The sequence below is a fragment of the Arenibacter troitsensis genome (assembly GCF_900177645.1).
Classification (GTDB): domain Bacteria; phylum Bacteroidota; class Bacteroidia; order Flavobacteriales; family Flavobacteriaceae; genus Arenibacter; species Arenibacter troitsensis.
In genome coordinates, this window is sequence record NZ_FXAO01000001.1 from 543,886 (window position 1) to 556,945 (window position 13,060).

The 13,060-nt window shown below is 40.5% G+C and carries 11 protein-coding genes; 8 read left to right on the forward strand and 3 right to left on the reverse strand.

The genetic code is table 11. The features are described from left to right. Positions 1-23 precede the first annotated feature (23 nt). The 6 genes from B9Y87_RS02100 (at position 24) to B9Y87_RS02125 (ending at position 7,076) form a co-directional block, all read left to right on the forward strand. Positions 24-737, forward strand: coding sequence for a ribonuclease activity regulator RraA (locus B9Y87_RS02100; RefSeq protein ID WP_085495712.1), 714 nt, complete (start codon positions 24-26; stop codon positions 735-737). 433 nt (positions 738-1,170) lie between these two features. Continuing rightward, the gene (locus B9Y87_RS02105) at positions 1,171-2,199 is read left to right on the forward strand and encodes an exo-alpha-sialidase (protein WP_139827121.1); all 1,029 of its coding nucleotides are present in this window, start codon (positions 1,171-1,173) and stop codon (positions 2,197-2,199) included. Positions 2,200-2,235: 36 nt separating this feature from the next. Continuing rightward, the gene (locus B9Y87_RS02110; RefSeq protein ID WP_085495716.1) at positions 2,236-3,387 is read left to right on the forward strand and encodes a sialidase family protein; all 1,152 of its coding nucleotides are present in this window, start codon (positions 2,236-2,238) and stop codon (positions 3,385-3,387) included. 116 nt (positions 3,388-3,503) lie between these two features. Continuing rightward, a complete protein-coding gene (locus B9Y87_RS02115; RefSeq protein WP_085495717.1) occupies positions 3,504-5,264 on the forward strand; it encodes an arylsulfatase in 1,761 nt (586 codons plus the stop codon). A gap of 139 nt (positions 5,265-5,403) precedes the next feature. Beyond that, positions 5,404-6,006 (forward strand): YkgJ family cysteine cluster protein, encoded by a 603-nt coding sequence (locus B9Y87_RS02120; protein ID WP_317045104.1) that lies wholly within the window; start codon positions 5,404-5,406, stop codon positions 6,004-6,006. Positions 6,007-6,257: 251 nt separating this feature from the next. Then, entirely contained in the window at positions 6,258-7,076 is an 819-nt protein-coding gene (locus tag B9Y87_RS02125; protein WP_085495721.1) for an alpha/beta hydrolase, read from the forward strand. A 61-nt stretch (positions 7,077-7,137) separates the two neighbouring features. Here B9Y87_RS02125 and B9Y87_RS02130 read toward each other — a convergent pair whose 3' ends face one another. Then, positions 7,138-8,775, reverse strand: a complete 1,638-nt coding sequence (locus B9Y87_RS02130; RefSeq protein ID WP_085495722.1) for an ABC-F family ATP-binding cassette domain-containing protein — start codon at positions 8,773-8,775, stop codon at positions 7,138-7,140. Between the two features lie 257 nt (positions 8,776-9,032). Then, on the reverse strand, positions 9,033-9,743 hold the full coding sequence (locus B9Y87_RS02135) for a hypothetical protein (protein WP_139827122.1): 711 nt from the start codon (positions 9,741-9,743) through the stop codon (positions 9,033-9,035). Between the two features lie 186 nt (positions 9,744-9,929). Here B9Y87_RS02135 and B9Y87_RS02140 point away from each other — a divergent pair, with 186 nt between their 5' ends. Next, on the forward strand, positions 9,930-10,364 hold the full coding sequence (locus B9Y87_RS02140; protein ID WP_139827123.1) for a hypothetical protein: 435 nt from the start codon (positions 9,930-9,932) through the stop codon (positions 10,362-10,364). Positions 10,365-10,461: 97 nt separating this feature from the next. Here B9Y87_RS02140 and B9Y87_RS02145 read toward each other — a convergent pair whose 3' ends face one another. Beyond that, positions 10,462-11,001, reverse strand: a complete 540-nt coding sequence (locus B9Y87_RS02145; RefSeq protein WP_085495728.1) for a DUF2911 domain-containing protein — start codon at positions 10,999-11,001, stop codon at positions 10,462-10,464. A gap of 241 nt (positions 11,002-11,242) precedes the next feature. Between B9Y87_RS02145 and asnB the strand changes: the two genes are divergently transcribed. Continuing rightward, positions 11,243-12,913 carry an asparagine synthase B gene (asnB, locus tag B9Y87_RS02150; protein WP_085495730.1) on the forward strand — a complete coding sequence of 557 codons (1,671 nt, stop codon included), beginning with the start codon at positions 11,243-11,245 and terminating at the stop codon, positions 12,911-12,913. Positions 12,914-13,060: the final 147 nt, after the last annotated feature.

Below are 13,060 nucleotides of genomic sequence, written 5' to 3' on the forward strand. Positions count from 1 at the left end.
TTGGAAAACCCAAGCATAACAAAATGGACCACACAACAAATTCCGCAAAAGAGAAATTAAGAAAAGTCAGTACCGCCACCATTGCTACCTGTCTTTTTAAGAAAGGATTGAAAAAACAATTTATTCAAGACGTAAAACCCTTAAAGCAGGGTAAGCCTACTATGGTAGGGGAGGCCTATACTCTGAGATATATACCGGCCCGTGAAGATTTAAATACCATTGAAGTGTTTAAAGATCCTAAACATTTGCAGAGGGTAGCGGTTGAAGAGTGTCCAATGGGCGCGGTTTTGGTTATTGACAGTAGAAAGGATGCCCGTGCCGCTTCAGCGGGATCCATATTGGTTACGCGATTAATGGTAAGAGGGGTGTCGGGAATTGTAACAGACGGGGGATTCCGTGATTCTGCCGAAATAGCCGAGTTGAATATTCCCTCCTATCACAATAGACCGTCGGCACCTACCAATCTTACTTTGCACCAGGCCATTGCCATTAACGAACCCATTGGATGCGGCGATGTAGCTGTTTTTCCAGGGGATATTTTGGTTGGGGACGATGATGGGGTTATGGTAATCCCTGCCGGTATTGCCGATGAGGTGGCCGACGAATGTTTGCAAATGACCTTATTCGAGGAATTTGTGATGGAAAATGTGCAAAATGGGCGATCAATTATTGGATTGTACCCTTTGGTGGACAATAAAATTGCTAATGAGTTTGAGACGTGGAAAGCCAAAAAGTAAAGACTATTGGGCTAGACAATATATCCTAAATTGGCTACCGTATTTATGATGTTACAAATTCCAGAAAATTAAAATTATTGGATTATTTGTTCAAGAACAATAGATTATATTGGTTTTCAGGAGAAGCTGAACGTCCCAGTACATTGTACATAAGGCGTTGGACTTTTTTGTTGCCATCCTTTTGGACCTGTGTTTGATTTTGCCATAAGCTATTTAGGAATCTTCCTTCAATGTGTTGGAGGATTTTGAATGGTTATTTCATTTTTAAATGATGCCTATATTTTATAATTTAGGAAGTTTACGAAGCAGAATATTTTTATAGGCTATTGTCCGTTGAAATATTCTGGTTCTTAAGCGATAAAGTTTTGGGAAGCGATTTTGGCAAACCAACATTTAATTCATGACAGCATTAATCAAATCCAAACCCATACATATGAAAAAATCACTGGTTGCTACCATATCAATTTTAATCTTCTTTATCACTTTAAATAGCATTTCACAGACCCTGCCAAAAGGCGTCAAAGTTTCGCAGATATATTCCGATGAAAATTACAACGCCTTTACTTCCCTAATCAAGTTTAAAGGTGATTTTTATTGTGCATTCCGATCAGGGGAAAATCATGTGTACGGAAAGGATGGAATAATAAAAATTATTACCTCTAAAGATGGCATGGTTTGGAAAGAAGTTGATCAAATTGCCCTCAGCGGATTTGATTTAAGGGATCCCAAATTATCGGTTACTCCAGAGGGGCTCATAATGGCCACTATGGGAGGGTCCATTTATGAAGGCAAGACTCTGTTGGGAGGAATACCCCATGTAGCATTCTCCAATCCTATAGGTACCAGGTTTTCAACGCCACAACCCATTAAATATGATGCCGGCATAAAATCGAAGTTCGACTGGCTCTGGAGCCTAACTTGGCATGAGGGTACGGGATATGGAGGCATGTATTCCAGAAAGGAAAATGAGGCAGGTGACAATGAGACGACCATAAAATTGGTTAAAACTACCAACGGGGTGGATTATGAAATGGTTGCGGATCTGGGAATTGAAGGAAATCCCAATGAATCCACAATCCGCTTTTTACCCAATGGCGATATGTTAATGCTAATAAGACGTGAAAAGGGCAACAAAAAGGCCTATTTGGGGAAAAGTAGTCCTCCTTATACCGACTGGAACTTTACCGAGTCGCCATATTTTATTGGAGGTCCCGACTTTGTAGCGATAGACGAGGGTATATTTATTGGTGGGGGAAGGATTAATAGGGAGTATACCGGACTGGTTTCCTTTGATAAAAATGGAGATTTTAAGGAGGTGTTGAAATTGCCATCGAATTCCGATAGCAGTTATCCCGGTTTTGTTTTCGAAAATGATACCCTTTATATGAGCTACTATTCTTCTCACGAGACCGAAAAAACCTCTATTTATTTTGCAGAAATACCCTTGGTTGAACTTAAATGATTACTATAACATAAGTTTACCTTCTATAATCCAATAATGAATATAAAAATTCTTCCAAGTACCATACTGATCTGGGTGTTGTTGGGAATTGCCTTCTCTTGTAAAACCCATAAGGCAAACAACAAAATATCGGACTCCAAAGGGCCTGAGACCGTTTTGAGTCTAAGGCCTTCGGCGGATAACCCCCGCAACAGTGAGGGCGATTTCATTAGCTTAAAAAATGGAAATCTGCTATTTGTATACACCCATTATACCCAGGGTACTGGGTCCGACCATGACCCTGCACATCTGGCAAGTAGATTTTCAGAGGATAATGGAAATACATGGAGTGCGCAGGATGAGGTGGTGTTGCCCAATGAAGGCGGAATGAACGTAATGTCGGTTTCCTTACTGCGACTTCAAAATGGTGCTATAGCCTTATTTTACCTAAGGAAAAATAGTACGTTGGATTGTATTCCCATGATGCGGATATCTACGGATGAAGCAAAGAGCTGGAGCTCACCGATTCCATGTATCACAGACAAGGAAGGATATTTTGTTCTGAATAATGATAGGGTTATTCAGCTAGAGGATGGGCGTTTGATGTTTGCAGTGGCGGAACACCCCACTACGGAAAAGGGTTTCAGTGCACGGGGCAATTTATTTTCTTATTACTCCGATGATAATGGTGAAACTTGGACTTCTAGCGAAATGGTACCTAATAATACCGAAATTATCACCCAGGAACCAGGTCTTATAGAATTGAATGATGGCCGTATAATGATGTACATTAGGGCGAGCGGTGGCGTTCAGCAGCTGTCTTTTTCAAAAGATCGTGGTGCAAGCTGGAGTCACATAGAGCCCAGTTCCATTTATTCCCCGCTTTCGCCAGCTACTATAGAGAAGGTACCTGGAACCAAGAACTGGGTCATGGTGTGGAATAACAACGATGGCTCCGATATAACTATTAAAGGTAAAAGAACCCCTTTAACCATAGCCATATCAAAGGACGAGGGAAAAACATGGGCAAACATTAAAAATATAGCAACGGACCCTGAAGGCTGGTATTGTTATACCGCCTTGTATTTTACAGATCCGAGTAATCTTATTTTAGGGCACTGCGCTGGTAACAGCGTCCATGGAGCAGGGCTGGCGGTAACCGATTTGACTACCTTGAATTGGGAATGGATAGTTAAACCTCAGAAATAGGAAAAGCATTTATTGCCTTTAAATAGGCATTTAACGTAGATTTATTGGAGATTAGGTAATTTGTAATCCAATTTAGTTTGTTAAAATAACAATCAACAAAACCTGAAACTATAGTTATGAACCTAAAGTATTTGCATTGTATTTTTTTCTTAATGATTTTGGGCTTTACAACAAATGGATATGCCCAGAAGAATCAACCACCCAATGTAATTTTGATCATTACGGATGATCAGGGCTATGGGGATTTGGGGTTTACTGGGAATCCCCATGTAAAAACACCGGTCATTGATGCTTTGGCAAGAGAAAGTGTAAGGTTCAATAATTTTTACGTGTCTCCCGTATGTGCACCCACGAGATCCAGTTTAATGACAGGGCGTTATTCTTTGCGAACAGGAATGAGGGATACTTACAACGGAGGTGCCATCATGGCTTCCAATGAGGTTACCATAGCCGAGATGTTGAAGCAGGCCAATTATAGTACCGGGGCTTTTGGTAAATGGCATTTGGGGGATAATTATCCAAGTAGACCCAGTGACCAGGGTTTTGACGAGTCAGTAATCCATCTATCCGGAGGTATGGGGCAAGTAGGGGATATCACTACATATTTCAAGGGAGATCGAAGCTATTTTGACCCAGTACTTTGGCACAATAATGAGCAGGAATCTTTTGAAGGGTATTGCTCTGATATTTTTACCGACCAGGCCATCAATTTTATTGATAAAAATAAGGAATCGCCCTTTTTCTGCTATTTGGCTTTTAACGCGCCGCATACACCTTTACAGGTGCCGGATTCCTATTATCAAAAGTACAAGGACATAGACCCTTCTGCCGGGTTTGGCAAGGACGGCAAGCCATTTTCAAAAATGAGCGAAAAGGACAAGGAGGATGCCAGGAAGGTATACGCCATGGTAAACAATATTGATGATAATCTAGGGAAACTCTTTAAAAAATTAGAGGACTTGAAGCTCACTGATAATACGCTTGTAATTTTTATGACAGACAATGGTCCCCAACAGACCAGATATGTGGGGGGTATGAGGGGTCTTAAAGGAGATGTTTTTAATGGGGGTGTACGGGTGCCGTTTTATTTGAAATATCCAGCACTTTATAAGGGTAATAAAGATGTGGAAACCATGTCGGCACATTTGGATGTACTGCCTACGCTATCGGAAATATGTGAAGTGGAAATGCCTAAAGACAGGATAATAGATGGTAAAAGCTTGGTTCCTTTAATAGAGGGTCGGCGAGTGGAATGGGCAGATCGCTCCTTGTTCTTTTATTGGTCCCGTCGTTACCCGGAGCTGTACAATAATATGGCTATACAAAAAGCTGGGTATAAACTGGTAGGAAAAACGGATTATGATGCCGCTATAGAGGATTTTGAATTGTTTTATCTAAAAAAGGATCCATACGAACAACGCAACCTTGTGGACGAAAACAAGGCATTGGCCATGGACCTTAAAAGGGAAATGGACAACATATACAATGAGTTGATCCTCTCGGAAAATTTGGTGCATCCTCCAAGAATCATGGTAGGTACGCCAAACGAAAACCCGGTAATACTTAATAGGAACGATGCTGGCGGAGAACGCGGAATTTGGAATCAGGAAGAAATTTATGGTCACTGGGATGTAAGTGTGGTAGAGGGTTATTACGACATCAACTTCAAATTTGTTGAACCGGTCAAGGCATTTGGAAAAATGGTTTTGGAAGCCAATACCTTGGTAAGACAAATGGAAAATAAAAAAGCGAATACAGATATTATTCAAATGAAGCGGGTGTATTTCCCCAAAATGACGGGCCTACTAATTCCCTTTTATGCTGTGGATAATAAAAATATCTTCCCGTTTTGGATGGAAATGAAAAAAGTGGATTAGGCTAAAAGTAATTTATTAGTCACTCATTTTCAGTAAAATGGATAAGATTTTTGGGCTCTATATTTTTCTAAAGCGGGACATTAAATAATTGTTGCACGATTCCTTTATTGGCGTACATTCGCGCAAAATATTTATGTCCATGGAAAGTAGGGTAAAAGCAGTTGAAGCGTTATTCGCCGTTTTGGATGGGGAGATAGCTACTTTTCAATCCGAATCGGGTCTGGGCTGTAAAGTAGGTTGCGGTAAATGTTGCACCCATCCGGATATAGATGCTTCCCCCTTGGAATTTCTGCCCTGGGCTTTTCAACTCTTTTTGAATGGGAAGGCAGAAACTACCTTGGAAGAGTTGAGGGCAAGTAGCAGTAGTCTGTGCTATTTGTACAGGCCTCTTTCTGTCCTGGATAGCCATAGCGGTAGTTGTGGCGACTATAAGTATCGTGGATTAATATGCCGATTGTTTGGATATGGTGCAAGTAGGGACAAGTTGGGGCAACTGCGTTTGGCCACTTGTAAGATTATAAAAGAGAATCAGGCCGAACGTTATGAAAATGTCCAAATAGCCATGAAGAACGGACTTTACGTGCCCATTTTTACTGATTACTACATGAATCTAAATCAAATAGATTTTAGGATGGGCAATAGTATTCTTCCTATCAATAAAGCCATGAAGGCCGCCATAGAGGAAGTGCTGCAGTACTATGCCTACCGTCCCTTTCCAGAAGGGCATAAGGTTATTGCATAAATTTTTGGGAATGCCTCCCAAAATTGATCCCATTGCGTAATTCGAGTCTTTGTAATCTATTGTGAAGTAAAATCCATTGATTTCTCCTTGGATTCATTTTGTATGGTTTAAGAGGGGTATTTTGTCTTTTTTACCTAGATTTGAAAATGCGGTAAATGGAACGTTTTTAAAGTAAACTTATAAAATTTTCCACCATTAAGCGCGCATATCAACGAATCTATTTACAAGAAAAATAATTAAAATATAATTGTATGAAAGTGAGACTGTTTTTGACTTTGGGGGTAGTTTTATTTACAGTTTTTGGTGCATTTGCATCCCAGCTTGATACTCTAAAGGTCACAAGTAAGTCCATGGGCAAATCTATTGCCAATCTGGTTATTTTGCCCGATGGCTATTCTGGACAAAAACACGCTTATCCGGTACTTTATCTTTTGCACGGAGCAGGGGGCGACCATACGGATTGGGTAACCAAGGTATCGGCCATAAGGGATTATGCCGATACCTATAACATGATAATAGTCTGTCCTGATGGAAGTAGGACCAGTTGGTACTTTGATAGTCCCGTAGATCCATCCATGCGATATGAGACCTATGTTTCCAAGGAGCTTGTTGAGGCGGTGGATGAAAAATACAACACTCTGCCCAATAGGAAATCCAGGGCTATTACGGGCTTGAGTATGGGCGGCCATGGGGCATTTTATCTGGCCTTTAAACATCAGGAAGTTTATGGTGCTGCAGGAAGTATGAGCGGGGGTCTGGATATACGCCCTTTTCCAGAAAACTGGGACCTCTCCCAACGCCTGGGCGATTATGCCGTAAATCGGGGCAATTGGGAAGATAATACCGTAATCAATTTGGTGTATTTGTTGAAAAAGGACAACCTAAAGCTCATTTTTGACTGTGGAATTAACGATTTCTTTTATGATGCCAATAACAGAATGCACCAAAAATTGATGGAAAGAAATATACCCCACGATTATATAGAGCGACCTGGAAGCCATAATTGGGATTATTGGGCCAATGCCATTCAATACCAACTTCTATTTTTTGACAGTTTTTTTAAGTCCTAAAGTTGGGGGATAATCTATGGTTGGATTTAGCCTGGAACACAGCCTGATATTAATGTTGGGCTTAGGCCTTTAAATCTATTTCTTTAAGATTCTCTATTCTGTTGCGTATCAAGAAGGCATCTATGGTCTCAAAATGCTCTATAACGCGTTTGTCCTTAAATTCGAATACTTTTTGTGACAGTCCTTGAAGAAAATCCCTGTCGTGGGAGACCAATATCAATGTGCCGTCAAAGGCAAGTAATGCTTCCTTAAGCACGTCCTTGGATTTTAGGTCCAAATGGTTGGTAGGTTCATCCAAGATCAAAAGATTTACCGGTTCCAATAGCAATTTAACCATGGCCAATCGGGTTTTTTCCCCTCCAGAAAGTACACCTACCTTTTTTTCTAGGTCATCGCCGCTAAACATAAACCTGCCTAGAATATTTTTGATCTGTGTACGCACGTCCCCTTCCGCTACTTTCTCCACTGTCTGGAAGATGGTGAGTTCAGGATCTAACAAGGAGGCCTGATTTTGGGCAAAATAACCAACTTTTACATTGTGCCCCAAACTGCATTTTCCCTCAACTTCAATTTCACCCAAAATGGCCTTGATCATTGTAGATTTTCCTTCGCCGTTCCTTCCAACAAAAGAAACCTTTTCGCCACGCGAAATAGAGAGGTTGGCATCTTTGAAAACCACATGGTCGCCATAACTTTTGGAAAGTCCTTCGGCGGTAACCGGATAGTCGCCCGAACGTATGGAAGGTGGGAACCTTAGTTTAAGAGCGGTCGTATCTATTTCATCAATTTCTATAATCTGAAGTTTTTCCAACATTCTTTCCCTGGAGGTAACCTGGTTGGTTTTGGAATAGGTGCCTTTAAATCTATCAATAAAGGCCTGGTTGTCCGCAATAAATTTTTGCTGTTCCTGATAAGCTTTTATTTGGTGGCTTCGTCTGTCTTCCCTTAATTGAAGGTAGTGGGTGTAGTTGGCCTTGTAATCATAGATCCTGCCCATAGTTACTTCTATGGTTCTATTGGTAATATTGTCAATAAAGGTTTTATCATGGGAAATTACAACAACTGCCTTTGCTTTGTTCAGGAGGAAATCCTCCAGCCAAATTACAGATTCGATATCTACGTGGTTGGTAGGCTCATCCAAAAGTATTAGGTCCGGCTTTTGCAATAATATCTTGGCAAGTTCTATTCTCATTCGCCACCCGCCACTGAATTCACTGGTAAGGCGATGAAAATCTTCGCGTTTAAACCCTAGTCCCCTCAGCGCTTTTTCAACCTCTGCCTCATAGTTTATTTCCTCTAGCGCATAGAATTTCTCGCCTAGGTCCGATACTTTTTCAATGATATTCATATAGGCGTCCGATTCATAATCGGTTCGGGTTTCCAATTCCTTGTTCAGGCGATCAATTTCATCACGCATGCTAAAGATTTCCTTAAAGGCTTTGGAGGCTTCTTCGAAAACGGTACAGCTATCATTGGTTAGTAAATGTTGCGGCAAATAGGCAATTACAGCGTCCTTTGGATATCGAATATGACCACGGGTAGCTTTTTGTTCCCCTGCAATTATTTTCATCATGGTCGATTTTCCAGCCCCGTTTTTTCCCATAAGGGCAATCTTATCGTTTTCATTGATAACAAAGGAAACATCACTAAATAAGGTGTCACCACTAAACTCCACCGCTATTGCATCTACAGATATCATATCTCAAATTTAAGTCTGCAAAACTATAAAAAAGGGGGATACCCAGCGCATTTTATTGGGGCATTGGACGAATGTTTTTTATAGACGCTATAAAGAAGCTGTTTAATACTTCGTTCAACCATGAAATACCTATTTTTAAGGAACAGCAGCCCCAGGGCCCAAAACTTACCTTTGCTGTGTTAAAGCGATGGTGGCAAAGTTTTAAACATTAGGTTTTTTAGGGCTTTTATGGTGAATAGCCAATCCATTTTGGATTATTATTTCGATCTTGTCCTCTTTCGAAGTTTCATGAGTCGGTCTTTGTAATACACCTTCAGTTCGTCCACAAAGCTCATTGGGTTTTCGTACTCCGTCAATACTTTGTAGGTATGCCTGTTTTTGGTCTCAGCCAATTCCTCCTGCAGTATTTTAAGTTCCATCTTTAAGTACGCAAGTTCGGGACCCTTTGATGGATCTTGATTTTTGGGAGGTACTATCAAGGTGTTGCCGCTAAAAATGTGCGCATGATAAGCCTTTAGGGCGGTTAAATCCCCGGATCGGTATATTTCTATTAGCTTGGTAGTAATTTCCGTGGCCAAATCCAACTTATCGGTTTGCATAGAAAACTTATCAGGATGTACATATAACATGGCCTCTCGGTACAATTGCTTCCGTTGCTCCTGCTCCATTGGGTTCTTTATAGGAATTGGTTTGGGCTGATTGGAGCTTAGGATTCCAGTCTGGTCAAAGTTTTTTCCACGTTTTTTTTGTGCCAAACGTTTAGCCTTTTTTGCTTTTTTCTGCTGCTTATATAGTAATGATAGTTCTTGTTCCTCAATTATTTCGTCTTCAATTTTTGCACGAAGAAGGTTTTCAAAAGCAGAGGTCCTTTGATTTACATCATTGATTTCAATTTGCAGGCGGTTAATCTCCGCCTTCAGGAGCTGAATTTGGGTCGGGAGTTCGCTGGGAAGGTGATTTTCACTCATGGGTTCCAGTTGATAGGAATCATATTTTGAGGGCAATTTAAACAATAAAAATTGCCCAATCGGAGTTCTTATGGTGTTGTGGCTTAAAAGAAAAAAAAGTAACAAAGATATTGTGGGCGTGTCATAGGCGTGATTTTGAAAAATTTAAATTGTCCACAAAACGATTTTGATCAAAAAAATAAAGAGATGGGAAATTTTAAAAGTATTGTCAATTTTGGATTTGTAGTTTACATTATGTTGCTGGGGTTTTCTTCCCATGCTGTTGAAAATGCAAATCAATTCGCTGTTGGGGTTAGAAATAGCCCCTTACTGATGGGCGAGGAAAATTTTCTGGGCAATTGGAAATATTCCGCCGAAAATGTGCCTTATGAGTACGCTAAAGGGATATTGTTTGTATCCAAAAAGGATGGTGTGCTAAAGGTTGTGGCTGCCTTACGGGGAGGGGAGCGTATAGCACAGGAGGTTAGGGTAGAAGATAATACCTTGTCATTCAACCTTAACTTGGAAGGTCATATAGTATCTGTGAGCCTCAATGTGATAGCTGATAAAATAAGTGGGAAGGCCAGTTCAGATGATGGTGTTTTTCAACTATCGGGGGAAAGGCGTTTAGATCCTGAATAAGATGTTTAATTTTCTAGGTCTGCTTGGATTCCCTTAGGCCATAAAAAAAAACCGAAGTCAAGAACTTCGGTTTTTTTCTTATAACAAAATTATATTCTTAAAAGGTAATTGGTACGGAAACTCTTGTATTTCCCCATCCCAAAACCATGTGGGTACCATTGTCAACATCTTTATAAGCAATGGAAAAGGCATCCAATGATTCGGATGCATTGCTAACACTTGCAGGTACGCGAACTACGTCCGCATCTTCCTGATAGGAATAGGCGCCCCATTGATTTAAATTCTTGTTCAGTATTATGGTCCATTCCTTATTGCCTGGGATAGTAAACAAGGAATAGGTGCCAGCAGCAACTGCTTTGCCGCCTACAGTGGCATCTTTATAAAAAATAATCTCTGGGGCCTCATTGGCTCCAGTTCTCCATACTTTCCCGGCAGGGGCAAGTTCAGAGATTGAACGTCCTTTTAATTGTGGTCGACTATAAGTTACGCGAACCAATTTTTCCGAAACTTTATAATCAGTAGGATAGGAGGCAATGTCTGCCGGACTCTTGTCCAATCCACTGAATTTCTGCGCCATAGCTTCAGAACTAAAGGCTAATGCAATAACCATAAGTGTAATCGTAAATAAATTTTTCATTTTTTTTTGTTTTAGTGATTGTCAAATTTAAGTAGTATTCCCATTAATCTGAATTAAAAGTCGGTAAATTTTAGACACCTTACAAAATAGTGGGTTGGTGTAAGTGAATTCAACTATATATTAACAATATATAGGTATTTTATAATTTATAGTTTTAAATTATAACTATTTTTGGATTTTATATTTTATAATATATATATTAACTTGATATTTGCTTAAAAATTGACAAAAATATTATTGTATGTGTGGAATTGTATGTGCCTTTGATGTAAAGGAGAGTACTGAGGTTTTAAGACCTCAATTGCTGGAGATGTCCAAGAAAATTAGACATAGGGGTCCAGACTGGAGTGGCATATTTGCCGATGATAAGGCTATTTTGGCTCATGAGCGTTTGGCGATCGTTGATCCGGCGTCGGGAAAACAACCTTTGTTCAGTCCGGATAAGAAATTGGTTTTGGCCGCTAATGGTGAGATCTATAACCATAGGGAACTGCGTAAGCAATTTGCCGGAACCTATGATTTTCAGACCGAGTCTGATTGTGAGGTAATTTTGGCCCTTTATCAGAAGAAAGGAGTTGATTTCTTAGATGAAATGAACGGTATTTTTGGCTTTGCGATCTACGATTCGGAAAAGGATGAATATTTTATTGCAAGAGATCATATGGGGATTATTCCACTATATGTAGGTTGGGATATTAACGGTACCTTTTACGTGGCGTCCGAATTAAAGGCGTTGGAAGGAACCTGTACCAAGATACAATTGTTTCCTCCGGGCCATTACTTACACAGCAAGGATGGGGAGTTTAAAAGATGGTATACCCGCGATTGGATGGAATATGATGCCGTAAAGGATAATGAGACTAGCATTCAGGCCATTAAAGAGGCCTTGGAAGCTGCGGTACACAGACAACTCATGTCCGATGTGCCTTACGGCGTTCTCCTTTCGGGTGGATTGGATTCTTCGGTAACCTCTGCTATAGCAAAAAAATATGCCCAAAAGAGAATTGAGTCCGATGATACAACGGATGCCTGGTGGCCGCAATTGCATTCATTTTCGGTAGGATTGGAAGGTTCTCCGGATTTGGCCGCTGCACAAAAGGTGGCAAAGCACATAGGTACCGTGCACCACGAAATAAAATTTACCATACAGGAAGGTTTGGATGCCATTAAGGATGTTGTTTACAATCTGGAGACTTATGATATTACTACCATTAGGGCATCTACCCCAATGTATTTAATGGCCAGGGTTATAAAATCTATGGGCATTAAAATGGTACTGTCAGGAGAAGGGGCAGATGAGCTTTTCGGAGGCTACTTATATTTTCATAAGGCACCTAGTCCAAAGGATTTCCATGAGGAAACTGTGCGTAAATTGGATAAACTTCATATGTACGATTGTCTAAGGGCGAACAAATCCCTGGCCGCTTGGGGAATAGAAGGAAGGGTTCCGTTTTTGGACAAGGAATTTATGGACGTAGCCATGAGAATTAACCCGCAGGATAAGATGATCAATGGGGAACGTATGGAGAAATGGGTGGTGCGTAAGGCTTTTGAGGATATGCTTCCAGAAAGTGTTGCATGGAGACAAAAGGAACAATTTTCGGATGGAGTTGGTTACAGTTGGATAGATACCTTAAAAGAAATAGTACAGAAGGAAGTTACGGATGATCAATTGGCAAATGCCAAATATAGGTTCCCGTTGCAGACACCTACCTCCAAGGAAGAGTTTTATTATCGCTCCATTTTTGAAGAGCATTTCCCATCAGATGCCGCTGCATTATGTGTTCCCCAGGAACCTTCTGTGGCTTGTAGTACCAAAATTGCCCTGGAATGGGACGAGGCCTTTAAGAACATGAACGATCCTTCCGGTAGGGCTGTGTCCAAGGTGCATTCGGATGCTTATGTAAAATAATGTTGCTCAGTAGGAGAATAAGATTTTTATAGATCAAGTTTTTAGTTTATTAGTGTAAATGAGGCATCCTTTAGAGGGTGCCTCTTTTTTTAAGGGGGGGATTTGAAAATTTGTGATTCCCAACCATACGCCTGGATTTTCTGGCTG